The organism is Rhodococcus sp. LMD (assembly GCF_056108245.1).
Genome location: NZ_CM148557.1, coordinates 4,969,676 through 4,993,575, shown reverse-complemented (window position 1 = coordinate 4,993,575; position 23,900 = coordinate 4,969,676). Strand labels below are relative to the sequence as shown.

At 69.9% G+C, this 23,900-nt stretch carries 22 protein-coding genes; 9 read left to right on the top strand and 13 right to left on the bottom strand.

Annotated elements, in window-relative coordinates:
- The first annotated feature begins 150 nt into the window (after positions 1 to 150).
- From ACWPQI_RS22860 to ACWPQI_RS22850, 3 genes are all read left to right on the top strand, one after another.
- Entirely contained in the window at positions 151 to 558 is a 408-nt protein-coding gene (locus ACWPQI_RS22860) for a helix-turn-helix transcriptional regulator (RefSeq protein ID WP_040271032.1), read from the top strand.
- A gap of 83 nt (positions 559 to 641) precedes the next feature.
- The gene (locus tag ACWPQI_RS22855; RefSeq protein WP_017679783.1) at positions 642 to 1,070 is read left to right on the top strand and encodes a VOC family protein; all 429 of its coding nucleotides are present in this window, start codon (positions 642 to 644) and stop codon (positions 1,068 to 1,070) included.
- A 145-nt stretch (positions 1,071 to 1,215) separates the two neighbouring features.
- Complete coding sequence (locus tag ACWPQI_RS22850) at positions 1,216 to 2,646, top strand: DUF4185 domain-containing protein (RefSeq protein WP_119700136.1); 1,431 nt, start codon at positions 1,216 to 1,218, stop codon at positions 2,644 to 2,646.
- Between the two features lie 77 nt (positions 2,647 to 2,723).
- Here the strand turns inward: ACWPQI_RS22850 and ACWPQI_RS22845 are convergent, their stop codons facing one another.
- Positions 2,724 to 3,167, bottom strand: coding sequence for a MarR family winged helix-turn-helix transcriptional regulator (locus tag ACWPQI_RS22845; RefSeq protein WP_017679781.1), 444 nt, complete (start codon positions 3,165 to 3,167; stop codon positions 2,724 to 2,726).
- Positions 3,168 to 3,321: 154 nt separating this feature from the next.
- Here ACWPQI_RS22845 and ACWPQI_RS22840 point away from each other — a divergent pair, with 154 nt between their 5' ends.
- From ACWPQI_RS22840 to ACWPQI_RS22825, 4 genes are all read left to right on the top strand, one after another.
- Complete coding sequence (locus tag ACWPQI_RS22840; protein ID WP_048771466.1) at positions 3,322 to 4,347, top strand: substrate-binding domain-containing protein; 1,026 nt, start codon at positions 3,322 to 3,324, stop codon at positions 4,345 to 4,347.
- An 80-nt stretch (positions 4,348 to 4,427) separates the two neighbouring features.
- Positions 4,428 to 5,066 carry an AmiS/UreI family transporter gene (locus ACWPQI_RS22835; protein WP_010596947.1) on the top strand — a complete coding sequence of 213 codons (639 nt, stop codon included), beginning with the start codon at positions 4,428 to 4,430 and terminating at the stop codon, positions 5,064 to 5,066.
- 42 nt (positions 5,067 to 5,108) lie between these two features.
- Positions 5,109 to 6,146 carry an aliphatic amidase gene (locus tag ACWPQI_RS22830; protein ID WP_474738512.1) on the top strand — a complete coding sequence of 346 codons (1,038 nt, stop codon included), beginning with the start codon at positions 5,109 to 5,111 and terminating at the stop codon, positions 6,144 to 6,146.
- Between the two features lie 21 nt (positions 6,147 to 6,167).
- Positions 6,168 to 7,244, top strand: coding sequence for an AAA family ATPase (locus ACWPQI_RS22825; RefSeq protein ID WP_064066730.1), 1,077 nt, complete (start codon positions 6,168 to 6,170; stop codon positions 7,242 to 7,244).
- 69 nt (positions 7,245 to 7,313) lie between these two features.
- Here the strand turns inward: ACWPQI_RS22825 and aztD are convergent, their stop codons facing one another.
- On the bottom strand, positions 7,314 to 8,552 hold the full coding sequence (gene aztD, locus ACWPQI_RS22820) for a zinc metallochaperone AztD (protein ID WP_102031705.1): 1,239 nt from the start codon (positions 8,550 to 8,552) through the stop codon (positions 7,314 to 7,316).
- Positions 8,553 to 8,671: 119 nt separating this feature from the next.
- Here aztD and ACWPQI_RS22815 point away from each other — a divergent pair, with 119 nt between their 5' ends.
- Positions 8,672 to 9,859, top strand: a complete 1,188-nt coding sequence (locus ACWPQI_RS22815; RefSeq protein ID WP_119700135.1) for an AAA family ATPase — start codon at positions 8,672 to 8,674, stop codon at positions 9,857 to 9,859.
- Here ACWPQI_RS22815 and ACWPQI_RS22810 read toward each other — a convergent pair.
- The 4 genes from ACWPQI_RS22810 to ACWPQI_RS22795 form a co-directional block, all read right to left on the bottom strand.
- A complete protein-coding gene (locus ACWPQI_RS22810; protein WP_017679776.1) occupies positions 9,813 to 10,397 on the bottom strand; it encodes a sigma-70 family RNA polymerase sigma factor in 585 nt (194 codons plus the stop codon). The two genes, ACWPQI_RS22815 and ACWPQI_RS22810, sit on opposite strands and share 47 nt — an antisense overlap.
- Before the next feature lie 81 nt (positions 10,398 to 10,478).
- Positions 10,479 to 11,159 carry a nitroreductase gene (locus ACWPQI_RS22805; RefSeq protein ID WP_010596883.1) on the bottom strand — a complete coding sequence of 227 codons (681 nt, stop codon included), beginning with the start codon at positions 11,157 to 11,159 and terminating at the stop codon, positions 10,479 to 10,481.
- A gap of 37 nt (positions 11,160 to 11,196) precedes the next feature.
- A complete protein-coding gene (locus tag ACWPQI_RS22800; protein ID WP_474738511.1) occupies positions 11,197 to 12,624 on the bottom strand; it encodes a flavin-containing monooxygenase in 1,428 nt (475 codons plus the stop codon).
- Positions 12,625 to 12,714: 90 nt separating this feature from the next.
- Entirely contained in the window at positions 12,715 to 13,722 is a 1,008-nt protein-coding gene (locus ACWPQI_RS22795; protein WP_010596885.1) for an NAD(P)H-dependent glycerol-3-phosphate dehydrogenase, read from the bottom strand.
- A gap of 196 nt (positions 13,723 to 13,918) precedes the next feature.
- On the opposite strand from ACWPQI_RS22795, the gene ACWPQI_RS22790 reads away from it, so the two are divergent.
- Positions 13,919 to 14,089 carry a hypothetical protein gene (locus tag ACWPQI_RS22790; RefSeq protein WP_010596886.1) on the top strand — a complete coding sequence of 57 codons (171 nt, stop codon included), beginning with the start codon at positions 13,919 to 13,921 and terminating at the stop codon, positions 14,087 to 14,089.
- A gap of 33 nt (positions 14,090 to 14,122) precedes the next feature.
- Here the strand turns inward: ACWPQI_RS22790 and ACWPQI_RS22785 are convergent, their stop codons facing one another.
- From ACWPQI_RS22785 to benA, 7 genes are all read right to left on the bottom strand, one after another.
- Positions 14,123 to 15,379, bottom strand: a complete 1,257-nt coding sequence (locus tag ACWPQI_RS22785) for a benzoate/H(+) symporter BenE family transporter (protein WP_010596887.1) — start codon at positions 15,377 to 15,379, stop codon at positions 14,123 to 14,125.
- 8 nt (positions 15,380 to 15,387) lie between these two features.
- Positions 15,388 to 18,072: a helix-turn-helix transcriptional regulator gene (locus tag ACWPQI_RS22780; protein ID WP_474738862.1), complete on the bottom strand. Its 2,685-nt coding sequence runs from the start codon at positions 18,070 to 18,072 to the stop codon at positions 15,388 to 15,390.
- A gap of 11 nt (positions 18,073 to 18,083) precedes the next feature.
- Positions 18,084 to 19,430, bottom strand: a complete 1,347-nt coding sequence (locus tag ACWPQI_RS22775) for an MFS transporter (protein WP_010596889.1) — start codon at positions 19,428 to 19,430, stop codon at positions 18,084 to 18,086.
- 109 nt (positions 19,431 to 19,539) lie between these two features.
- A complete protein-coding gene (locus ACWPQI_RS22770) occupies positions 19,540 to 20,349 on the bottom strand; it encodes a 1,6-dihydroxycyclohexa-2,4-diene-1-carboxylate dehydrogenase (protein ID WP_040271018.1) in 810 nt (269 codons plus the stop codon).
- Positions 20,346 to 21,953, bottom strand: a complete 1,608-nt coding sequence (benC, locus tag ACWPQI_RS22765) for a benzoate 1,2-dioxygenase electron transfer component BenC (RefSeq protein WP_017679773.1) — start codon at positions 21,951 to 21,953, stop codon at positions 20,346 to 20,348. The genes ACWPQI_RS22770 and benC overlap by 4 nt, the downstream gene beginning before the upstream one ends.
- A 33-nt stretch (positions 21,954 to 21,986) precedes the next feature.
- Complete coding sequence (benB, locus tag ACWPQI_RS22760; protein WP_003934529.1) at positions 21,987 to 22,490, bottom strand: benzoate 1,2-dioxygenase small subunit; 504 nt, start codon at positions 22,488 to 22,490, stop codon at positions 21,987 to 21,989.
- 13 nt (positions 22,491 to 22,503) lie between these two features.
- A complete protein-coding gene (benA, locus tag ACWPQI_RS22755) occupies positions 22,504 to 23,880 on the bottom strand; it encodes a benzoate 1,2-dioxygenase large subunit (RefSeq protein ID WP_474738510.1) in 1,377 nt (458 codons plus the stop codon).
- Positions 23,881 to 23,900: the final 20 nt, after the last annotated feature.

Below are 23,900 nucleotides of genomic sequence, written 5' to 3'. Positions count from 1 at the left end.
GTCTCCCAGCACGTTTCCGGCCGCTTTGTCCTGTTCGGGCAGTTTCGGCGTGTGTCGTGTATCACGACGTCGTGACGAAATCGCGGTCTCTACCCCGTCGCCTAGACACGGACAGAAATTCCTGTCGTGGGGCGCTGCGACACTGGCCGCATGCCGCGCCGCGTGCCCGAGGAGCTCCTGCCGCATCTGCGCCGCGCCCGTGATCTCGCGGACCGGGAGTACGCGCGACCTCTCGACCTCACCGGGCTCGCCGCCGCCGCGGGGGTCTCGAAGTACCACTTCCTGCGTTGCTTCACCGCCGTGTACGGCAAGACGCCCGGCGTCCACCTCACCGAACGCCGCATCGAGCGGGCGCAGGACCTGCTGCGCGCGACGAATCTGACCGTGACGGAGATCTGTCACCTCGTCGGGTACAGCAGCCTCGGGTCGTTCAGCACCAGGTTCCGTCGGCTGGTCGGGGTCACCCCCAGCGAGTATCAGGCCGCCTTCGCCGAGTCCGGGGCGCCGCGCATCCCGGGCTGCTGGGTGTTCATGCACGGCCTGAGCGACCTCCGCTGAACTGCGCAATTTCGGAGAAGCTCGCACCGTGCCCGTCGCTCTACGGTCGAGACGTGCCACATCACCGATCCGGAGGACACACCATGATCGCGAACATCTCCCTGGTGACCCTCTATGTCACCGATCAGGACGCGGCGAAGAAGTTCTACCTCGACACGCTGGGGTTCGTGGAAACCGCCGACGTGGCGATGGGTGAGGGCTTCCGCTGGGTGACCGTCGCGCACCCGGACCACCCGGAACTCGAGGTGACGCTGATGGTGCCCGGCCCACCCCTGAACCCGGAGATGGCCGGGGCCGTTCGTCGCGCGCTGGCCGACGGCACCATGGGCGGCTTCGGGCTCCGCACCACGGACTGCCGCGCAGCGTACGAGGAGCTCACGGCCAGGGGCGTCGAGTTCACCCAGCCGCCGTCCGAGCGTCCCTACGGGGTCGAGGCGGTGTTCCGGGACAACTCGGGCAACTGGCTCGTGCTGGTGGAACCCCGTGAGTACACGCCCGGCGACTTCCGTTGATTCGTAATTCTTCGCTTCTCTCGGGATTTTCCGAGACAGGGATATAAAGCCGCAGATCCGCGTGCGACGCCACCGCGCCGCGCCGGCGGTACCCTCCTGTGCGGCGCCGGTCCGTCCGGCGCCGTGACGCACGGGAGGGGAACCCATGAGGTGGCAGGCGTCGGCGATCGCCCTGCTCGTGGCGGTGCTGGCGGCGACGCCGGCCCGCGCCGACGAGCCCGCGACGGACGGGGTACCGGGGAGCGGACCGTGTGCCGGCGACACGTGGCGGCACGAGTCGCTGGTCCCGAAGGATCTCGACATTCCGGTGCCGTATCCGGTGATCACCACCGTGCCGTATCCGGCGCCGGAACCGGACCCGGTACGGATCGATCCACCGCCGTTGCCGGTCGATCCGTGCACCGATCCGTGCCCGGACCTGACCGACGAGCCGGCCCATCCGGATCCGGTCTTCCCCCGGATCGCCCTGAAGCCCAGCCCCTTCCACCTCGGCATTCCGGTGCCCGGGGAGGGTGCCGCGCCGCCGCCACCGCCGGCGCCCGAGACCCCGCCGATCGAGCCCGCCCCGCGGGTCCCCGCCCCTCCGGCTCCGCGCGTCGTCGAGGTCGCCACCGTGGCGAAGCAGACCGGTGCCGGGTCCGTCAACCGGACGGACAAGCGCTGGCAGGTGTACGGCACCGATCTCGGCCTCATGTGGGAGTCGGAGCCAGGCCGGATCGCCGTCGCGTTCGGCGACACCGTCGGCCGGGGCTTCCATCCGCCGGGCGGGCAGGGCGGCGACTGGCGCAGCAACGTGCTGGCCTTCTCCACCGACCGGGACCTGACGGACGGGATGAACTTCGACTCGATGATCCAGGACTCGCGATGCCACGCCGCGGAGATCCTCGGCAGCCGCAAGCTCGACAACGTCGAGATCACCACGATCCCGACGTCGGGATTCGCGATCGGCGGCCGCCAGTACCTGACGTACATGTCCATCCGGACGTGGAACAGCATCCCCGGCACGTGGTGGACCAACCACGGGGGCATCGCGTACTCGGACGACGGTGGTTCCACCTGGGTCGAGGATCCGCATGCGAAGTGGGACAACATCTTCGGCGTCACCAACTTTCAGGTGGCCGCGGCGGTGCCGGCGCACGGCTACGTGTACCTGTTCGGCACCCCCAACACCCGGCTCGGCGCGGTGGCGCTGGCCCGGGTGCCCGAGGACCGGGTGCTCGAGCCGCGCGCCTACCAGTACTGGCGCGACGGGAACTGGACCCCCGTCGGCGGATACACCGCGGCGACGCCCGTCGTGCACGGCCCCGCCGGGGAGTTGTCCGTGCGCTACGACGCCGTCGCGGACCGCTGGCAGATGACGTACCTCGACACCGCCGAGGCCGCGATCGTCGTGCGGGAGGCGGAGTCGCCCCAGGGGGCGTGGTCGGAGAGCGCGCGGCTGGTCGGGGTGGAGCAGCACCCCGAGCTGTACGGCGGGTTCATGCATCCGTGGTCGACGGACGAGGACCTGTACTTCATGCTCTCGACGTGGTCGGACTACAACACCTTCCTGCTGCGGGCGAGACTCGACCGTTGAACCACGCGCACATGCGCCCGGACCGAATGTCACACCGGTTCGATGACATCGAACCCATGTGACATTCGGCCACGAGGTTAGCGGCCGGCGGCCTCCTCCAACGCGGCGAGGACCGGGTGCACGTGATCGGGCAGGCCGTCGGGGAGCGGTCCCGGCCATGCCTGCTCGACGTCGCGAACGGACGCGGAGAGGCGGTCGAAGAGCTTCTTGCCCCGCACGCTCAGATAGACCCGGGTCTTCCGGCGATCGTGGGCATCGACCTCGCGGTATACCGCCGCAACGGAGACCAGGCGGTCGACGACCCGAGTGAGTGTCGGCGCCGGGGTCCGGGTCCGATCGCGCAGTTCGGCCATCGTCAGTCCCGGCCGGACCGCGAGTGCCTCGAGTACGAGGAAGTGGTCCATGTTGAGCTCGTCGGACGAGAGGACGGTCTCGATCGACTGTGCGGCGAGGCGTGCGGCGAGGACGAGCGCGGTCGTCGCAGATGCTTCCATCGAGGTGGCAACACCCTTGTCCGACATGACAGCCCCCGAGCTATTGCATAGTTCGCGCCTCGCCAATAATACTTCCAAGTGAAATGATAGCCTACGTGCGGGTCGTGGCCCGCGGTGCCGTGAGGGCATCGACGTGAGCGCGGTGCTCGATCGTGCACGCGCGTCACAGTGGCGCGTGGCCATGGTCGTGCCGCTGCAGGGGCCGGCCGGTCTGTTCGGCCCGTCCTGCGAAGCGGTGAGCGAGTTGGCGGCGCGCGACCTGAATTCGTCGGGCGGCGTCCTCGGTCGCGAGGTCTGTGTCCAGATCGTGGACGGAGGCGGCGACCCCCGGCGGATCGCCACCGAGATTCGTCGTCTCGTGTCCACTCGTGCGATCGATGCGGTCAGCGGCTGGCACATCTCGTCCGTGCGTCATGCCATCGCCCCGGTGGTGACCGGCCGCGTTCCGTACGCCTACACCTCCCTCTACGAGGGAGGTGAGAGCCGAGGCGGCGTCTACTGCTGCGGCGAAACCCCCGCGCAGCAGATCGCGCCTGCGCTGAAATGGCTGCGGGAGAACGTAGGGACGCGGCGCTGGTTCGTCGTCGGGGACGACTACGTATGGCCCCGCGGTTCCCTCGGCGCGATACGCATGTACGCGCACGAGTTCGACCTGCAGATCGTCGGCGAGTCGTTCGTCGACCTCGGGCGCGCCGACATGAGACATGTCGTGGACGCGGTCGCGGCTTCCCGGTGCGACGGGGTGGTGATGCTCCTCGTCGGCCAGGATGCCGTCGAGTTCAACCGGGCCTTCGCGCGGCGAGGACTCGCCGACCGGGTCGTCCGATTCAGCCCTCTCATGGAAGAGAACATGCTGCTTGCGAGTGGGCCGGCGGCGACGAAGAACCTCTACGTCGCCGCCGCCTACTTCCGTTCCCTGGTCGGCGCCGACTCGATGGATCTGCTCACCGGGTACGTAGCGATGCACGGGCCGCACGCGCCCGCGCTGAACAATGCCGCCGAGTCCTGCTACGAAGGCATGAACACCTTGGCCAGTCTCGTGGCCCGCGCCGGAACGGCGGATACGGCCGATCTCGACGACGTGGTGGACGGGACTGCGTTCGACGGACCGCGAGGCCCGGTCGAGTTCCGAAACGGAGTGGCTCGACAGAGGATTCACCTGTCCATCGCTGACGGCGTCGACTTCGAGATCCTCACGTCGTTCTGACGAACACTCGTTGACATGTGTGGCGCGGGCCACTACTTTCATTCGAAACAGTTTCATTTGGAAGTAAGGCGAGGTGTCCGGTGGGCAATGTCGGTTTGCTGTACGTGGGAGCGGTCCTCCTCGTCAACGGGTTGATGCTCCTCTCCGTCGTACCTGTCAGGTCGGCTGCAGTGTTGAACCTGTTCGTCGGCGCACTGCAGTGCGTCATACCTACCGCCCTGCTGATCCAGGCCCAGGGGGACACGGCGGACGTTCTGGCCGCATCCGGCCTATACCTGTTCGGGTTCACCTATCTGTACGTGGGAATCGTGAACCTGGCCGGACTCGAGCCGCAGGGCATCGGATGGTTCTCCGGCTTCGTCGCGGTCGCCGCCCTCGTCTACTCGGCGTTGTCGTTCACCGTCGTCGGCGACCCCGTCTTCGGGGTCATCTGGCTCTCGTGGGCGTTCCTGTGGGCGTTGTTCTTCCTGGTCCTCGCTCTCGGGTTCGACGGACTCACCCGATTCACGGGATGGGTCGCGATCCTCCTCAGCCAGCCGACATGTACCGTCCCGGCGTTCCTCGCCTTGACCGGCAGCCTCCACGCCACCGCGTTCACCGCGGCCGGGTGGGCGTCGGTCCTCGCCGTCCTCGTGGGGATCGCCGCTGCGCTCGGCTTCCCTGCATCCGCTCGTCCCGACGAAAAGCCTTCCCCCCAATACGGTCCCGTCCACAACTGAGCCCGGCGACCGCGCCGGGCGAACTCGAAGAAGGAGCACGATATGCGACACGGAGACATCTCCTCCAGCAGCGACACCGTCGGCGTGGCGGTGGTCAACTACAAGATGCCGCGCCTGCACGACAAGGCCGGGGTGCTCGACAACGCACGACGCATCGCCGACATGATGATCGGGATGAAGTCGGGTCTGCCCGGACTCGACCTGGTGGTGTTCCCCGAGTACTCGACGCAAGGAATCATGTACGACGAGCAGGAGATGTACGCGACTGCAGCGACCATCCCCGGCGACGAAACGGCGATCTTCTCGGCGGCGTGCCGGGAGGCCGACACGTGGGGCGTCTTCTCGATCACCGGTGAGCAGCACGAAGACCACCCGGCCAAGCCGCCGTACAACACCCTGATCCTGGTGAACAATCGGGGCGACATCGTCCAGAAGTACCGCAAGATCCTGCCCTGGTGCCCGATCGAGGGCTGGTACCCGGGGGACACCACGCACGTCACCGACGGTCCCAAGGGACTGAAGATCTCCCTGATCATCTGCGACGACGGCAACTACCCGGAGATCTGGCGTGACTGCGCGATGAAGGGCGCCGAACTGATCGTGCGTTGCCAGGGCTACATGTACCCCGCGAAAGACCAGCAGGTGCTGATGTCGAAGGCGATGGCGTGGGCGAACAACTGCTACGTCGCCGTCGCGAACGCCGCCGGGTTCGACGGTGTCTACTCCTATTTCGGGCACTCGACGATCATCGGATTCGACGGACGCACCCTCGGGGAGACCGGGGAAGAGGAGTACGGCATCCAGTATGCCCAGCTGTCGGTCTCGGCCATCCGCGACGCTCGCGAGAACGACCAGTCGCAGAACCACCTCTTCAAGCTGCTGCACCGCGGCTACTCCGGTGTCCACGCGGCCGGCGACGGAGACAAGGGGGTCGCGGACTGCCCGTTCGAGTTCTACAAGCTGTGGGTGACCGATGCTCGGAAGGCGCAGGAACGTGTCGAGGCCATCACGAGAGATACAGTGGGAGTGGCCGACTGCCGAGTCGGTTCGCTGCCCGTCGAAGAGACCGCCGAGGCGTAGCCGCGGATGCCGGGAGCCCAGATGCCCTATCTCACCGACATGTTCCACGACCAGAATCGCACCCGGGTGAAGGTCGCGGAACCGGCCGACGCCCCAGCGGACGAGGGGGATCCGACGATGCTGTCGCACAGGCTCAACGCCTGCATCGTCGGGCAACGGCCCGCGATCGACGCGGTCGTCCGCGCCGTGTCGCTGGCACGGGTCGGCGCGCACGACCCGACACGTCCCCTCGCCAACATCCTCCTCGTCGGACCCACCGGCGTCGGCAAGACCGAACTCGTCCGTCGAGTCGCGGCGGAGCTGCGGTCCGGACCCGACGACATGTGCCGGATCGACATGAACACGCTCGCCCAAGAGCACTACGCCGCCTCATTCTCCGGAGCGCCACCCGGGTACGCAGGCAGCAAGGAGTCGTTCACGCTGTTCGACAGGAGCAGGATCGAAGGCGACCCGTACACCCCGGGAATCGTGCTCTTCGACGAGGTGGAGAAGGCGGATACCACCGTTCTGAGGGCGCTCCTGCAGATCCTCGACCACGGGGAACTGCGGCTCGCCAACGGCCAGCAGACGATCTCGTTCCGCAACAGCTACGTGTTCCTCACGTCGAACCTCGGATCCCGCGAGGTGGCACGAAGACGACGCGCCCCGTGGGCGCGGTTGGCTCGCCGCGCCGGATGGGGGCCACGGTCGGAGCGCAGCCGCGTCGTCGTTCGGAACGCGGTGGAACGGTTCTTCGATCCCGAGTTCTTCAACCGCCTCGACGACACGGTGGTGCTGAACGAGTTCGACGACCGGACGGCTGAGGAACTGACGCGCCGGGAGATCGAGATCGTCACACGCCGGCTCGCCCGCCGAGCGATCGCGGTCGACATCGGATCCGACGTCGTCGCCCTCGTCTGCGCCCGTGGATTCGACCCGGTCTACGGAGCACGAGGACTTCGGCGCACCATCCGAAACCTGGTGACCGAACCGATAGCAGCGGCGGTGCTCGAGCATCGGCCGCACGGTTCCACCCGACTGACCTTGTCGGTCACCGCCGGCGACGGCGGGATCCGGGTGACCCGCCGAGCCGCGCCCGGTCACCCTGAACCCTCCTGATTCCCGGACCGAATGTCACACCGGTTCGATGTCATCGAACCGGTGTGACATTCGGCCAGAGCCGCGAGGCTAGGTGCCGGTGATCTCGTCGGGGGTCTGCGGCAGGGACGCGGTCCGCACCTGGGCGGAGTCGAGATCGACCGCGTGCAGCGCGTTGCTCGCCGGGTCCGTGACGTAGGCGGTGTGACCCTGCACGTACAGGGCCGGGCGCGGCGACTGCCACTCGTCGGGTTCGGTCCACGGGGCGAGGACGTCGATGCGCCGGACCGCCGCGCCGCTGTTCTGGTCGATCACGTGCAGCGCGCCGTCGGTGCCCAGGACGAGTGCCTCATCGTGGGGGCCGCGCCCGAGCGAGCGGAACGTGTAGCTGGTGCCGAGATCGACGAGCCGCAGCTCGCCGGTGCGGGTATCGGTGAGCGAAATACGCTGGGGTCGTTCGAGTTCTGCGTCCGAATCGCTCTTGTAGTCGCCGAGAACGACGGGGGATTCCTCGGATCCGGCCTGGTTGCCGATCCGGCCGTACGGGTCCGGCGAGGTGACCTTGGTGATCGTGCCGTCACGGTAGACGAGCAGGCCGTCCTCGCAGCCCAGCACGACGGTCTCGTCGGCGGCGACGGCCTCGCCGTGCACGCCGGGGCACTGCTCGTTGCGGGTGACCTCCCGGCGTTCGGCGTCGAGCACGGCGATGCCGGTGCGGGACTCGCTGTCGCCGAGGGTGACGATCAGGCTGCCGTCGGCCAGCGCGACCGCCACGCCGTGGTGCGCTTCCGGAGTGGTGTACGTGTCGGTCCGGGGCTTGCCGTCGGCGAGCCCCGCGGGGTCGAGGATGTCGATGCGGCCGGTGCCGTCGTCGAAGAGCACGGTCCGGCCCGCGTGCCGGACGACGTGCCCGGGCTTGGTGGCGGCGAACTCGACGTCGGTGAGTGCCGGAGTGCCCGCGTAGTGGTGCGCGTGGTCGCCGTGGGGTTCGGACCAGCTGCCGGTGTCGAGGACGCGGAAGCCGCCGGCGGTGGAGACGAACACGTGCCGGCCGTCGCCGGCGGGATTGAGTCGGTTGAATCCGTCGAGCGGCAGATCGGCGACGACGTCGAGGTCGTTCGCGTCGAGGACGAGGACGCCCCCGTCGTAGGTGAGGGCGAGCCGGGGCTCGGCGGCGGCGACTTCGGCGGGCGCGGCCGAGGTGGTGGCGGGCGCGGCGGTGTCGTCGGCGGTGGAGGTGGCGCAGCCGGCCAGGAGCGCGGTGGCGCAGCCGGCCAGGAGCACGGTGGCCAGCCCTGCGGTGAGCGCGAGGCTTCGGGAGGACGTCATGCCGGAACATCTACGCCTTATTGCAAACGAATGTCAAAGTCTATTATGCGAATGCCTGCATCCGCGACACGCGGCGGCAGGAGGGAGGCGTCCGTACGCGACGCCGTTACCATCGACCGATGGACCCGGTCCGCAACCCGTACGCTCCCGGCGCGGGGCAGCGTCCGCCCGAGCTCGCCGGCCGGGCGAAGCAGCTCGACGCCTTCGACGTGGTGCTCGAACGGATCGCCCGCGGCCGACCCGAACGCAGCGTCGTGCTCACCGGGCTGCGCGGCGTCGGCAAGACGGTCCTGCTCAATCAGCTTCGCTCCGCGGCGATCTCGCGGAGCTGGGGCACCGGCAAGATCGAGGCCCGGCCCGATCAGGACCTGCGCAGGCCGCTGTCGTCGGCGCTGCACATGGCCGTGCGTGAGATCGCTCCGGCCCACCCGCACCCCGAATCGGTCGAGTACTTCCTCGGCGTGCTGAAGTCGTTCGCGTTGCGGGCGACCGCGGACAAGGGCATGCGCGAACGGTGGCAGCCCGGCATCGACGCCCCCGCCGTCAAGGGGCGCGCCGACACCGGGGACCTCGAGATCGATCTCGTCGAGCTGCTGATCGACGCCTCCGGGCTCGCCCGCGACGTGGGGGTGGGCATCGCGCTGTTCGTCGACGAGATGCAGGACCTCGGCGCGGGGGACATCTCCGCGATCTGCGGGGCGTGTCACGAACTGAGCCAGGACGCCGCGCCCCTCATCGTGGTCGGCGCCGGCCTGCCCCACCTCCCGGCGGTGCTGTCCGCGTCGAAGAGCTACTCGGAGCGGCTGTTCAGCTACCACCGGATCGACCGGCTCGACCGCGGCTCCGCCGACGTCGCGCTCCTCGCGCCGGCCGAGCGCGAGGGCGTGACCTTCACGGCCGAAGCGCTCGACGCGCTCTACGAGACCGCCGACGGATACCCCTACTTCGTCCAGGCCTACGGCAAGGCGACGTGGGACGTCGCGGCGACGAGCCCCATCACCGCCGACGACGTGCGGGTCGGCGCGCCCGCCGCCGAAGAGGAACTGGCCGTCGGGTTCTTCGGCTCCCGGTACGAACGCGCCACGCCCGCCGAGCGCGAGTACATGCGCGCGATGGCCGACCTCTCCGGCGACGACGGTCCCGTCGCGACGTCCAAGATCGCAGCCGAACTCGGTCGCAAGCCGGCGTCGCTGTCGCCCGCGCGCGACGGACTCATCAAGAAGGGGCTCATCTATTCCGCCGAGCGGGGCTTCATCGGATTCACCGTGCCGCACTTCGGACGGTATCTGCGCGCTCAGCACGACTGAGCTGCAGTCGGATTCGCTGCAGGGCCCGGTGCTGGGCGATGCGGACCGCGCCGACCGACGTGCCGAGCAGCGCGGCGGTGCGTTCGGCGCTGTAGCCCTGCAGGATCCGCAGCTGCACCACGCGGCGCTGCTGCTCCGGCAGCAGTGCGAGTTGCCGGCGGACCGCGGACCGCAGTTCCTCGTCGAGGACGCCCTCCTCCGGTCCGGGGCCGGCGACGTCGTGCAGCGGTGTCACGGTGCGCGCGGCCTTGCGCCGGACGTCCGCGACCTTGTGCGTGGCGATGCCGAAGGCGAAGCGCAGCAGCGACGCACCGCGATCCTGGTAGCGCGGGAGCGCCCGGGTCAGGGCGAGGCACACCTCCTGGGCGACGTCCTCGGCGGGGGTGTGCGCGCGGGTCCCCTCGTCCATGCGTGCGGCGCAGAAGTTCAGCACATGGGGGCGAACGGAACTCACCACCACGCCGACGGCGTGCGGTTCACCGGCGACGGCGCGCGGTACCCATCGGCGGAGCAGTTCCTCGGTTTCGATGCGGTGCACGGGGTGTCCTCTCGGGCGGTGGAAGGTGGGGAGTTCCACCATCCGTCGCCCGGGCGCCCCGGGCCAGGACCCCTGGGGTGGTTACTCCTCCACCCACCGCACGGTGTCGTCCAGGCTCGCCCGGTCGGTGCGGCAGGTGTTGGCGGGGTGGCTCTCGTCGGCGTATCCGAAGGAGATCGCGCACACGATGTCGCGCTCGGTGGAAATGCCGAGTTCGCGGCGGACGGCGCCGGCGGTCATCGCGACGGCGGCCTGCGGGACGGCGGCGATGCCGAGGGCCTGCGCGGCGAGGAGCAGGGTGGCGACGTACCCACCGCAGTCGACCGCGCCGTAGGTGCCGAGGGCCTTGTCGGTCGTGACGATCGCGACGTGCGGGGCTCCGAAGAAGCGGTAGTTCTCGAGCATCTGCTCGGTGCGGCGGGCGTAGTCGTCGCGGGCGATGCCGAGGCTGTTGTAGAGGGCGTAACCGGCGCCGCGGCGACGCTCGGCGTACACCCCGCGGTACTCGGCGGGGCCGGGGATGTCCGGGTCGAGCCGACCGGAGGCCGCCTGCTCGTACACCGCGCTCCGTAGCCGCTCGACGGCGTCCCCGCCGACCAGGACGACCTCCCACGGCTGGGAGTTGCACCAGGACGGGGTGCGCTGCGCCATGCGCAGCATCGTCTCGATGTCCTCGCGGGGTACCGGTTTGGACAGGAACGCCCGGCAGGAATAGCGGGTGTCGAGCAGTGCCGAGAGCGAGGCGCCGTGGTCGATCGTCATGTGACCAGGGTCGCACAGGCACCTGTATAGCGCTCGTTCAGGCCCGTCGTGCGGGACCGGCGGTGAGGTAGTTCTCCCGGTCGAACCGCCGGGTCCGGAGCCGGTATCCCCAGGACGAGGCCGGCCACAGCGACCGGTTGACCTCGCCGCGGTCCAGGTACCAGCTCCGGCACCCGCTGGTCCACACGGTGCCCGACGAGCGTCGGCGCATCTCGTCGGCGAACTCCCGCTGCGCGGCGGCCCGCACCTCGAGAGCGGCGCCCTCCCGGTCGGCGGCGTCCATCGCGGCGGCGACGTAGCGGAGCTGGCTCTCGATCATGAACAGCAGCGAGGTGTGGCCGATCCCGGTGTTGGGACCGCCGAGCAGGAACGCGTTGGGGAACCCGGCCACGGTCGTGCCCAGGTGCGCCGACGCGCCGTCGCGGCCCCACCGCTCGAGCAGGGTGCGGCCGTCGCGACCGACCACCGGCAGGCCCGCGAGGGCGGCGGAGACCCGGAATCCGGTCGCGTACACCAGGACGTCGACCGCGTGGTCCCGGCCGTCGGCGGTGCGCACGCCGTGCGGGCGCAGTTCCGCGATCGGGCTGGTGACCACCGTGCTGGAGTCCCGGGCGAGTGCGGGATAGTAGCTGTCGGAGAACAGGATTCGCTTGCAGCCGATCCGGTGCCGCGGGGTCAGGACGCGACGCAGGTCCGGGTCGGGCACCTGCCGGTGCAGGTGCCGCAGCGCCCGGGACTCGAGGCGGGTGAGCCGACGGCCGGACCCGGTGAGCGCGGGGACGAGCGCTTCGCCGCGCCAGTACTCGACCGTCCGGCGCGCCCGGTGCGGCAGCGGCAGGCGCTGTTCGCGGCGCGGCAGCACCCAGGCGGGCGTGCGCTGGAACAGGGTGAGGTGGTCGGCGACGTCCGCGAGATGCGGAATCACCTGGGCGGCGCTCGCGCCGGTCCCGATCACGCCCACGCGCCGCCCGGGGAGGTGGGCGTCGTGGTCCCACCGGGCGGTGTGGAAGGCGGGGCCGCCGAAGGAGCCGTCGAGGCGGGGGACCTGCGGGACGTTCAGGGCGCCGGTGGCCAGGACGAGGAATCGGGCCGCGTAGTCCGGGCCGCGGTCGGTGCGCACGTGCCAGCGGCCCGTCGTCTCGTCCCACCGGCATCCGACGGCGGTCGTGCGGTACACGATCCGGTCGTCGAGTCCGTTCTCTGCGGCGAACGCGTGCAGGTGCGCGAGGATCTCGGGCTGGGTCGCGCGGCCGCGGGCCCAGGCGGCCTGGGGTGCGGACGAGTACGAGTACAGGGCGGGATGGATGTCGCACTCGCACCCCGGGTAGGTGTTGTCGCGCCACGTCCCGCCGAGGGCGCCGCCGCGTTCGAGGACGAGGACGTCGCGTCCGCGTTGCCGCAGGTGTACGGCGGCACCGAGCCCGGCGAAGCCGGCTCCGACCACGAGTGCTTCGACTTCGATCACTTGAACAGTGTGCAAGTTGCGGGTTCACCAGGCAAATCGGGAAGTATTCTGCTTTCTGGGCTGTGTCCGAGAGTGCCGGATACTTCCCGATCAGACCACGTCCTCCTCGTTGCCCGGGGTGACGCGGCGCAGTCCCCGGTACGCGTCGGCGGGGGAGCGGCGGCCGGCTACGACGGCCTCGACCTCGGCGGCGATGGGCATCTCCACGTCGTACTCGCGCGCGAGTTCCATCACCGTCGGGGCGGTCTTCACGCCCTCCGCGACCTGGCCCAGCCGGGCCACCGCCTCGTCGAGGGTGAGTCCGCTCGCGAGGGCCTCGCCGATCCGGCGGTTGCGCGACGCGGGGCTCGTGCACGTCGCGATCAGGTCGCCCATCCCGGTCAGGCCTGCGAACGTCCGCGGGTTGGCTCCCATCACCTCGCCGAGCCGGGTCATCTCGGCGAGCCCCCGGGTGAGCACCATCGCCCGGGTGTTGTCGCCGACCCGCAGCCCCTCGGCCATGCCTGCCGCGATCGCGACGATGTTCTTGAGGACCCCGCCCAGTTCGCAGCCGAGGACGTCGGTGTTGCGGTACACGCGGAAGACCTTCGAGGCGAACAGCGGTTGCAGGGCCGCCGCGACGCGTTCGTCCGCGGTGGCCACCACGGCGGCCGCCGCCATCCCGTCGGCAACCTCTCCGGCGATGTTCGGCCCGGCCAGCAGTCCCACCGGGTGACCGGGCAGGCATTCGCCGATCACCTCGGTCGGTCGCAGGCGGGTGCCCGGTTCGAGTCCCTTCGCCAGCGAGAGGATCGGCACCCAGGCCCGCACCTCGTTCGAGATCTCGGCGAGGGTGGTGCGGACGGCGTGGGACGGCACCCCGACCACCAGCACGTCGGCCTCGTGCGCGGCCTCGAGGAGGTCCGAGGTGGCGCGAAGGTTGGCCGGCAGGGTTCGCTCGCCGAGGTACCGGGTGTTGCGGTGCTCCTCGTCGATCTCCCGGGCGGTGTCCGGGTTGCGGGACCAGAGCAGGGTCGGGGTGTTGCGAGCCGACAGTCCTGCGACGGTGGTACCCCACGAACCGGAACCGAGGACGACGACGCGAACCGGACGTGCCATGGGTTGTGGATCCTGTCTGCGCGGAGGGACGGTACGGCCTCAGGGTGTCAGTTCGCCCGTCCCGGCGCCGGATTTTCGCGGTTTGCCCGTCCTCTGTCGCCGTCGTCCCGCATGTGCGCATGCGCACACTGGCACGATTCATACCCCAGGGGGTATATTGACGGCAGATTCCGATCATCCCCCGAGGAGGACGCCCATGTGTTACCCCGTCACCTGCTCCAAGTGCGGAAAGACCGGCTGGGGCGGCTGCGGCCAGCACGTCGACAGCGTGATGAAGTCCGTACCGGTCACCGAGCGGTGCACCTGCGACCAGGACTCCGCTCCCGAGGCGAAGTCCGGCTTCTTCTCCTCGCTGTTCGGTCGCTGACGGCCGGCGGGTGCGTTCGCGCACCCGCCGGTGTCACCGGGTCCAGTCGTCCCGCTCGAGCAGCCGCGACACGAGCACCCCGGCCACCAGCCCCCAGAACGCCGCACCGATGTTCCAGAACGTCACGTTCGCGGCCGTGACGACGAACGCCACCAGCGCCCCCATCGTGTACCTCGAGGCGAACGCCGTCACGAACGCGCCCTGCAACGCCCGCAGCATCGCCAGACCCCCGAGGGTCGCGACGAACGCTGCCGGCGCGGCCGTCATCCACCGCACGAACAGCGGCGCGAACAACCCGAACACGATCGAGTACAGCCCGAAGCACACGGCCGCCGTGTACTGGCGGCTCCGCTCCCCGGACGCGGTGAGCAGCGCGTTCGTCGGGCCGGTCAGGCACGTCGACACCGCACCCACGCAGGCCGCGCCCAGCGACCACACCCCGCACGCGATCGTGGTGACGTTGATCGGAGGCCGGTGCCCGGCCGCCGTGAGCACGGCGATGCCCTGCCCGTTCTGCACCACCAGCACGGTGATCGCCAGGGGAATCACCAACTCCAGCAACGCCGTCCAGGTGAACACCGGTGCGGTGAAGACTGGCGACGCGAAGATGCCCGATCCGCCCGGGGCGGGCGAGAAGCGCCCCGACGCGGACACCGCCACCGCCCCGGCGATCAGCGCCCCCAGGATCGGTGGCAACCACCGGCCGATCCGCCCGAACGCGCTCAACGCCAGGAACGTCAGCACCATGGGCGCCGCGATCGCGACGTCCGCGCCGAGCGCGGCCACCAGGTCCACGCCGAACTTCAGGAAGACGCCCGCCACCATCGCCATGACGATCGGCATCGGCAGCGCCTCCATCACCCGTCGCACCAGTCCGGACGCCCCCAGCACCAGCACCAGCAGGCCGGTGACCAGGAACGCGCCGATCACCTCCGGCCAGGACAGGTGCCCCAGCGATCCGCCGACGAGGATCGTGCCCGGAATCGTCCAGGCGAAGCCGAGAGGCTGCCGGTAGGCGACGCTCATTGCGATCGTCAGCACCCCGTTGAGAACGAAGATCCCGAAGATCCACGACGCGAGTTCGGCCGCGCCGAGCCCACCGGCCGCTCCCGCCGCGAGGACGACCGCGACCGGGCCCGTCGACGAGAACACCAGGCCGATCACGCCGTTCGCCGCGTACTCGACGCCGAGATCCCGCAGCACCCGGCGCGGCCGGGTGAGGGGCCGGGCAGGCCGCTCGAGCAGATCGGTATCGCCGGGGGCAGTGGTCTTCTCGTCGACTGCTGTCATTCGCTTCCTCACTCCTCCTCACGGAACCGGGCGGCGAGCTCGCTGCGCGAACGGATGCCGAGCTTCGCGTAGACCCGGGTCAGGTGGTACTGCACCGTCTTCACCGACAGGAACAGCTCACCCGCCACGTCTTTGTTGGTGTTGCCCGCGGCCACCAGCGCGGCGACCGCCTTCTCCTGCGGCGTCAACGCCGCCAGATCCATGTGCGACCGGCGCGTACCGTCGCCGCTCGCCTTCAACCCACCGGCCTTGAGCTCGCGGTCGCAGCGCTGCACGTACGACGTCGCGCCGAGCGTCGCATACAGTTCCCGGGCGGTGCGCATCACCGCGTCCGCCTCCCGTCGCCGCCCGGCCCGCCGCAGCGTCTGGCCGTACGCGAAGTTCACCCGTGCCCGGTCGTACGGCAACGACAACGTCGCCAGGTTCTCGAGCGCCGCTTCGAAGGTCTTGCGTGCGGCGTCGATGTCCCCGCGCGCCCCGTGGATCCGTCCGCGCACGTATCCGAGCCGCGCCCGGGCGGACAGGTGCCCCCGCGAGCCGGCCAGGTCCTCGAACGGACGGAGGAATTCGTGGGCCTCGTCGACGCGTCCGGTCATCACGAGGGCATTCGCATACAGGTCCGGCCACGGCCAGAAACCCGGCTCCACCAACGCCTGTCGTCGATGCGCGGTGAGCGGCGCGAGGTGCCGCAGGACGCCGTCGTAGTCGGCGGCGACCTCGGCGCACTGGGCGGCCGCGAGGCAGGCCGGGACTACCATGACGGCGTAGTCGGTGGCGCCCGCGCGGCCACGTCGCAGGTGCTCGCGGGCCAGAGTCCAGTCGCCCCGCAGGGCATGCACCTGGGCACCCGTCCAATGCACCAGTGGCCGAAGCAGATCCAGGCCCGCGGTGTCGAGCTGTGCGGCGGCGCGGTCGACCGTGCGGACGGCGTCGTCCCAGGCGCCGAGCGCGAACTCGGTGCGGGCCAGCCACGCCTGCGCCCACAGCGAGATCCGGATCGATCCCCCGCGGAAGACCGTCGGTTCCGCACTCTCCAGTTCCGCTCGGGCCCGCTCCGGCTCGTCGAGCGCCAGCGCCAGCCAGCCCTCCGCCATGCGGATGCGCTGGCCCTGGGCGCCCAGCCGCACGCTCTCCGGCAGCGCGGCGTACGAGGCGCGGGCCTCGTCGACGTGGCCGGTCATGGCCAGGCCGAGCCCCCGGATCGCGGCCGACTCGACGGCGGCGGGCGTGTCCGCGGCGACGAGGGACGACGCACGGTCGGCCCATTCGACGAGGCCTGCCCCGTCGAGCCGGGCCAGCGAGTGCAGCACCATGCGCTGGCAGATCATCGCCCCCAGGTCCGGGTCCCGGGCCGGGTCCGGGAGCAGTTGCCATGCGCGGCCGAGGAGTTGGGCGGCCTCGTCCTGCCGCCCACGCTGAATGGCGAGATAGCCGAGCACCACGTCGCGCATGGAACCGTCGGGCGCGGTCTCGACGGCCGGAACGAACGTCAGCGCCTGGGGCAGGTCCGCCGCGCCGGTGAGCGCGTCGACACCGCGGATCAGCCGCTGCGCGCGCTGGTCGCGGTCGGGGCTGATGCCGCTCGCGACGATCAGCGCCTCGGCGGCATCCGACCAGGCGCCGACGGCGGCGCGGCGCCGGCCGTACCGGTCGAGGCGGTCTGCCAGGTCCGCGTCGGCGGTGGCGGTGGCGGACACCAGGTGGGTGAGCGCGGCCCCCTCGTCGTCGACCAGTTCGGCGGCGCGGGCGTTGAGGTCGCGCCAGCGGGCGGGGCCGATGTCGTCGGCGACGGCGGCGCGGGTCATCGGATCCGGGAAGACGAGGGTGACCGTGCCGCGCTGTTCGCGCCGGCGCAGCACTCCGGCGGTGTGTGCGGCGTCGAGCGCCGCGGTCGGGTCCGCCAGCCCGGCCAGTGCCGCCGCCTGGGTCAGGGTGCATTCCGGGCCGAGGACGGCCGCCGCCTCCACGAGGGCCCGGGTCTCGGCGGGGCAGCGGTCCAGCGTGCGGCGCACGGCACCCGCTCGTTCCTGCGGGGCCGGGAACCGGGCCTGCCAGTGCTGCCACTGGTCGCGGGGGATCTCGTCGAGCAACTGCAGAACCGGACGGGGGGTGCCGTGGGTGTGCTCGAACAGCCGCCGCGCGGTCCACGGCGACAGGTCCACCCCGATGCGGGTGAGGGCGAGCTGGGCGATGTCCTGCGGCCCGAGCGGTCCCACGTGCACGGAGACGGCACGGTGATGGTCGAGCACCTGCCGGGTGCTGTCCGGGATCGTGTCCGGCAACGGGTCCACGATCACCAGCAGGACGAGCAACTGCCTGCCGTGCGCCCGGCGGACGGCCGACGACAGGGCTTGCAGGGACTCGGAATCGGACCAGTGGGCGTCGTCGACGACGAGGACGGTGGGATCGTCCACCAGGGACAACAACTCGTGCGCCACCTCCACCGGATCACGTCCGGTGGCGGGGGCCTGCAGCAGTTGCTCGACGGTGCTCCACGCGCGCCGCGCCTCCCACGGGACACCCGCGGACGTGCGCAACTGCCAGTCGTCGAGCAGCTCGGTGAATCGTTGCACCAGAGCGGACTTGCCGATACCCGGCGGACCCTCGACGAGGGCGAGCACGGGTGAACCGGCTCGCGCCTCGCCGAGGTGACGGTCGAGCTCGGAGAGCTCCCGGGTACGTCCGACCAACATGGTGGGTTGAGTCACACTTCCACGGTAGTGGGGCTCGCCGCCGCGGCCTCCGGGGTTCGGGCAACGTACTGCGCACCCTGCCGGACGGGGACGAACACCGTCACCAGGGCGCCGGCCACGGCGATGCCGGCGAAGATGTAGAAGCTCACGTCGTTGCTCAGCCCGGCGCCGATGAGCAGGCCGCCGATGATGGGACCGAAGATGCCGCCGAGCCGGCCGAATCCGGCACACCAGGCGACGCCGGCACCGCGCGCGGCCGTCTCGTAGTAGTTGGAGACGAACCCGTAGATGAGCACCTGGGTGCCGATCGTGCCGACCCCGGCGATCGCCACCGCGGTCAGCAGGACCGGCAGCGGGAACCCGAAGGTGAGCAGGATCAGTGCCAGTCCGGCGAGACCGAACGTGGTGGCGATGACCGGCTGGGGGCCGCGGCCGTCGGCGATCCGGGAGGCCAGGAGGCCACCGATGATCGCGCCGCCGTTGAGGACCAGCAGGAATGCGAGCGAACCCTTCGCGTCGTAGCCGGCGTCGGCCATGATCTTCGGCAGCCACGTGTTCAGCCCGTAGGTCAGCAGCAGCCCGGCGAAGCTCATCAGTCCGAGCAGGGTCGTGCCCCACGCGTAGCGGCGGGTGGCCAGGGCGGCGAAGCCGACCTTCTCGGCCGGGGCCGGAGCGGCCGTGGGCCGCGGGAGGCCGAACTTGTCGCAGACCGCGGCGGCCTCGTCCGTCCGTCCGCGCGCCTGCAGCCACATCGGGGATTCGGGCAGCTTGACCAGGGCCAGGGGCAGCAGGATCACCAGGGGCAGTGCACCGATCCAGAACAGGCCCCGCCAGCCGATGGCGTCGCGCAGCACGATGGCGAGCAGGGAGGCGAGGACGCCACCGGCGGGGACGCCGCTGTAGACGATCGCGTTGAACAGGTTCCGCTTTCCGGGCGGGGCGAACTCGGCCACCACGGCGCCCGCGGTGGCGACGAGACCGCCGACGCCGATGCCGGTGAAGAAGCGCAGGATGCCGAAGGAGGTGATGCTGGTGGCCATCGCGGTAGCGCCCATGCCGACGGAGAACCAGACGATGTTGATCAGCATCATCTTCCGCCGCCCGATCCGGTCGCCGAACGCGCCGCTGAGCAGGGCGCCGACCATGACGCCGATGAGGGCGTACGAGCCGAGCGCGCCGCCCTGCTGCGCGGAGATCGCGCCGATCTGGGTGGGGTCGGCCATCAGTGTGGGCAGGATCGTCCCGTAGACGACGAGGTCGTAGCCGTCGAAGATGATCGCCAGCGTGGCGAGGGCGACGACCCAGATGACGCTGTTGCGGTGCCGGGGACTCGCCCAGGCGGTTGTGTTGTCGGCCATGTCGGCTCCGGTCTGTGAGTGCGGTCACAAGGAAAACGGGGCAGAAAGAGGGCCTCACCAGCAGGGGATCCCTGGCCTGCCGGTGAGGCCTGTGGCGGAGCTGGGGTGGCTACCCCGGATCGCCGCCGGCGACGGGAAGGACCGTGCCGGTGATGTAGGAGGCCTCGTCCGAGGCCAGGAAGGTGATCGCGGCGGCCTGCTCGTCGAGCGTGCCGTACCGCTTGAGCAGTGACGAGTCGACGGTCTGGTCCACGATCTGCTGGTACCAGACCTTCTCCTGCTCGCTCTGCGCGGCGGGGCCGCGCGCCACCCGGCGGGCGGGGGCGTCGGTGCCGCCGGGGGCGGTGGCGACGACCCGGATCCCGTGCGGGGCGGCCTCGAGGGCGAGCGCGGAGGTGATCGCGTTGACCCCGCCCTTGGCCGCGGCGTACGGGACACGGTTGACGCCGCGGGTCGCGACGGAGGACACGTTGACGATCGTGCCCGACCGTTGCTCGATCAGATGCGGCAGCACCGCGCGGCACGTCCACAGCGTCGGGAACAGCGACCGCTGCACCTCCGCCTGGATCTGCTCCGGCGTGTACTGCTCGTACGGCTTCGCCCAGATCGTCCCGCCGACGTTGTTGACGAGCACGTCGATGCGGCCGTGCTGCTGCCGGGCCTCGTCGATCGCGGACTGCGCTCCCTCGAACACCTCGAGGTCGGCGGTGACGGAGTGCGCCTGGAAACCCTTCTCGCGCAGTTCCTTCGCCACGTCGTGCACCAGCTCGGAGCGGTCGACGAGGATCACGGATCCCCCTTCGGCCGCGATGCGGGTCGCGACCACGAGGCCGATGCCCTGCGCGGCGCCGGTGACGGTGACGACCCGGCCGTCGAAGCGGCCCGGATACACGGTGCCCACGGGCAGGAGGACGCTCACGCGATCTCCGCCTTCGCGGAGTCCTCGATGGCGCGACGCATCGTCGCCTTGGCGTGCTCGGCATGGCTGACGATGAGATCGCGGGCCGCCGCGCGGTCCTTGCGTTCGAACGCCCGCACGATCTGCAGGTGGTCGTGCGGAACCTGCTCGTCCACCCACTGCGCGGTGCGCAGCACCTTGCGCATCAGCTGCGTCACCTCGAGCCGGTTGTACGCCTCGAGCAGCACCGGGTTGCCGCAGCAGCGGAACAGGAACTCGTGGAAGGCGGCGTTGGTGTCGGTGAACGCGCCCGCATCGGTGAAGCGGTCGTGGTCGATCGACGCGGTCGACGCCTCGGCGAGAATCCGGAACTCCACGAGCTGCGCGTCGGTGAGCCGGCCGATGGTCAGCTCCAGCGCGCCGAGCTCGAGCGCCATGCGCGCGTCGAACTGGGCGTCGGACTCGGTGACGGGCGGGTGCTCCTCGCCGATCTCGTAGTTGTCCTGTGCCACGGGGTTCGCGGGCCCGAGCGAGACCGGCAGTCCGGTTTCGGCGGCGGCCTTCTCGGCCGCGATGCGCTCCGCCTCGGTGGGCTCGGGTGCCTGCCCGGCGGCGCCCGTCGCGGAGTTGTTGAACTTCTCGAAGAAGAAGTTGGCGGGCGTGAGACCCTCGCTGTCGAAGTGCGTGCGCACCGCCTCGACCATCGGCGGCGGCCCGCACAGGTACACGTCGACATCGCCGTCGTTCAGGTGCTTCGGCTCGAACAGCGACGTGACGTAACCCTTGTTCGCGGCCGAAGTGGCCGGGTCGGAGACGCAGTACTCGAACGTGAAGTTCGGCAGCGACCGCGTGTACTCCTCGAGCTTGTCGAGTTCGACGACGTCCTGATCGAACGAGGCGCCGTAGATCAGATGCACCGGCAGGCCGCTGTCCTGCTCCTGCATCCTGGCGAGGATGGCCAGGATCGGGGCGAGCCCGGTGCCGCCGGCGAGCAGCAGCGCGGGCCGCGTGCGCTCGCGCAGGAAGAAGCTGCCGAACGGACCGGTGAACTCCAGCGTGTCGCCGACCTGGGCGCGGTCGCGCAGGTACTCCGACATCAGGCCACCCTCGGTGATCTTCACCAGGAACGACAGGTGCGGATCGTTGGGGCCGGTGCTGAACGAGTACGACCGGGTCTGCCCGGTGCCGGGCACCGTGATGTTGACGTACTGGCCCGGCAGGAACACCAGCTCGTCGCGGTTCGGGATCTCGACGGTGAACCCGACGGTGCTGTCGGAGAAGCGGCGGATGTCGGTGATCGTCGCCGTGTAGGTCGCCGCCGCGGTCTTCGCGACGTCGGAAGTCGTGGCGATCTGCAGCACGAGGTCCGACTCGGGCGTCATCTGGCACGGCAGGCAGTAACCCTGCTCGGCCTCGTCGTCGGTCAGCGCCTCCTCGATGTAGTCGCCGCCGTCGTAGGTGCCGGACTCGCACAGCGCCTTGCAGGTACCGCACGCGCCGTCACGGCAGTCGAGAGGAATGTTGATGCGCGCCTTGTACGACGCGTCGGCGACCGTCTCGTTCGGTCCGCACTTGACGAAGCGGGTCACCCCGTCCTCGAAGCTCAATGCCACCTGGAAACTCACGGCACGGGCCTCCTTTCGTGAATCGGGGGTGGATCAGACGACGTAGACGTCCACGATGTGGTGGATGTAGTCGTTCTTGAGCACGATCTTCTTCTTCTTGATCACCGGCTGGGCGCCCGAGACGTCGAGCGTGACGAACGTCGTGCCGAAATAGGTGTCGGTGGTGTTGTACCGGTAGTACAGCGAGAACCAGTTGTGGCGCAGGTCGATCTCCGTGCCGCGGCGCTCGAGGATCTCGACGTTGGTGATGTTGTGGCCGGTGCGCGGTTCGGGCAGCGACGTCGCGGACGAGCGGTCGGTGCGGATGCGGAACACCCGGTCCTCGAGGCCGCCCCGGTTGGGGTAGTAGATGAGCGAGATCTCGCGCTGCGGGTCCGTGGTGAGCTCACCGTTGTCGTCCCACGCCGGCATCCAGTACTCGGCCTGCGGGTGGTAGCACTCGAGCCACTTCTCGAACTCGCGGTCGTCGAGGAGACGGGCCTCGCGGTAGAGGAACTGCTCGATGTCGTTCTGGGTCAATTCCATTGCGGTGGTCATGTTCTCGTCTTCCTCAGCGCTCGTTCGCGGCGGTGGACTCGGCGGCCTCGGCCGCGACGGCCTTGCGCATACTGTCGAGCCAGAAGCCGTGCTGGATCGGGTACAGGCCCTCGTCCTCGGTCTTCACCCCGCTCGACAGCACGTTCTTCATGCCGAGGTCGAGCGCGACCTGGTCCGGTCCGTTCAGCTGGTGGGTCGCGCCGCGGCTCAGGTCGTTCCACGGTGCGGCGGTGGCCAGGTAGGTCTTCTGGCAGGACCGGAACTCCTCGAGATCGTCCGGGGTGGCCATACCGGTGGCGTTGAAGAAGTCCTCGTACTGCCGGATGCGGTTGGCGCGGGACTCGGCGCTCTCCCCCTTCGGGGCGATGCAGTAGATGGTGACCTCGGTCTTGTCCACCGAGATCGGCCGGAAATGCCGGATCTGCGACGAGAACTGGTCCATCAGGTACACGTTCGGGTACAGGCACAGGTTGCGCGACGCCCCGACCATGAACTCGGCCTTCTTCTCGCCGAACTCGGCGGCGAGTTCCGCCCGGCGCGGGTAGAGCGGACGGTCCTGCGGGTTGCCCCACCACATCCACAGCAGCAGGTGGCCGTTGTCGAACGAGTGGTAGCCGCCGCCCTGCTTGCCCCAGGTGCCGGCGTCCATCGCCTTGGTCTCGTTGGCCGACTCGCCGGCGGTGCGGCGCGCGGTGGTGGCCGCGTAGTTCCAGTGCGTGGCCGACACGTGGTAGCCGTCGGCGCCGTTCTCGGCCTGCAGCTTCCAGTTCCCGTCGTAGGTGTAGGTCGAGGAGCCGCGCAGCACCTCGAGGCCCTCGGGAGACTGGTCGACGATCATGTCGATGATCTTGGTGGTGTCGCCGAGGTGTTCCTCGAGCGACTTGACGTCGGCGTTCAGGCTGCCGAAGAGGAACCCGCGGTAGCTTTCGAAGCGGGCGACCTTGGTCAGGTCGTGGCTGCCGTCCTTGTTGAACTGTTCCGGGTAGCCGGCGTCGCGCGGGTCCTTGACCTTGAGCAGCTTGCCGTTGTTGCGGAAGGTCCAGCCGTGGAAGGGGCACGTGAACGTCGTGCGGTTGTCGGTCTTGCGGCGGCACAGCATGGCGCCGCGGTGGCTGCACGCGTTGATCAGGCAGTGCAGCTCGCCCTCCTTGTCGCGGCTGATCACGATGGGCTGGCGGCCGATGTAGGTGGTGAAGTAGTCCCCGTTGTTCGGGATCTGGCTCTCGTGCGCGAGGTAGACCCAGTTGCCTTCGAAGATGTGCTTCATCTCCAGCTCGAAGATCTCTTCGTCGGTGAAGATGTTGCGGCGCACCTGGTATCGGCCGGTCTCCGCGTCTTCGACGAGGGCGCCGTCGAGTTCGGCGCGCACGTGGTCCAGGGTCTCGGTCATGGGGATCCTCCAGAAAGGGT

What these genes read in the sequence shown, in the direction of transcription:
- ACWPQI_RS22860 (WP_040271032.1), top strand. Translation starts at nt 151, where the DNA reads ATGCCGCGCCGCGTGCCCGAGGAGCTCCTGCCGCATCTGCGCCGCGCC.
- ACWPQI_RS22855 (WP_017679783.1), top strand. Translation starts at nt 642, where the DNA reads ATGATCGCGAACATCTCCCTGGTGACCCTCTATGTCACCGATCAGGAC.
- ACWPQI_RS22850 (WP_119700136.1), top strand. Translation starts at nt 1,216, where the DNA reads ATGAGGTGGCAGGCGTCGGCGATCGCCCTGCTCGTGGCGGTGCTGGCG.
- ACWPQI_RS22845 (WP_017679781.1), bottom strand. Translation starts at nt 3,167, where the DNA reads ATGTCGGACAAGGGTGTTGCCACCTCGATGGAAGCATCTGCGACGACC.
- ACWPQI_RS22840 (WP_048771466.1), top strand. Translation starts at nt 3,322, where the DNA reads ATGGTCGTGCCGCTGCAGGGGCCGGCCGGTCTGTTCGGCCCGTCCTGC.
- ACWPQI_RS22830 (WP_474738512.1), top strand. Translation starts at nt 5,109, where the DNA reads ATGCGACACGGAGACATCTCCTCCAGCAGCGACACCGTCGGCGTGGCG.
- ACWPQI_RS22825 (WP_064066730.1), top strand. Translation starts at nt 6,168, where the DNA reads ATGCCCTATCTCACCGACATGTTCCACGACCAGAATCGCACCCGGGTG.
- aztD (WP_102031705.1), bottom strand. Translation starts at nt 8,552, where the DNA reads ATGACGTCCTCCCGAAGCCTCGCGCTCACCGCAGGGCTGGCCACCGTG.
- ACWPQI_RS22815 (WP_119700135.1), top strand. Translation starts at nt 8,672, where the DNA reads ATGGACCCGGTCCGCAACCCGTACGCTCCCGGCGCGGGGCAGCGTCCG.
- ACWPQI_RS22805 (WP_010596883.1), bottom strand. Translation starts at nt 11,159, where the DNA reads ATGACGATCGACCACGGCGCCTCGCTCTCGGCACTGCTCGACACCCGC.
- ACWPQI_RS22795 (WP_010596885.1), bottom strand. Translation starts at nt 13,722, where the DNA reads ATGGCACGTCCGGTTCGCGTCGTCGTCCTCGGTTCCGGTTCGTGGGGT.
- ACWPQI_RS22790 (WP_010596886.1), top strand. Translation starts at nt 13,919, where the DNA reads ATGTGTTACCCCGTCACCTGCTCCAAGTGCGGAAAGACCGGCTGGGGC.
- ACWPQI_RS22785 (WP_010596887.1), bottom strand. Translation starts at nt 15,379, where the DNA reads ATGACAGCAGTCGACGAGAAGACCACTGCCCCCGGCGATACCGATCTG.
- ACWPQI_RS22780 (WP_474738862.1), bottom strand. Translation starts at nt 18,072, where the DNA reads ATGTTGGTCGGACGTACCCGGGAGCTCTCCGAGCTCGACCGTCACCTC.
- ACWPQI_RS22775 (WP_010596889.1), bottom strand. Translation starts at nt 19,430, where the DNA reads ATGGCCGACAACACAACCGCCTGGGCGAGTCCCCGGCACCGCAACAGC.
- benB (WP_003934529.1), bottom strand. Translation starts at nt 22,490, where the DNA reads ATGACCACCGCAATGGAATTGACCCAGAACGACATCGAGCAGTTCCTC.
- benA (WP_474738510.1), bottom strand. Translation starts at nt 23,880, where the DNA reads ATGACCGAGACCCTGGACCACGTGCGCGCCGAACTCGACGGCGCCCTC.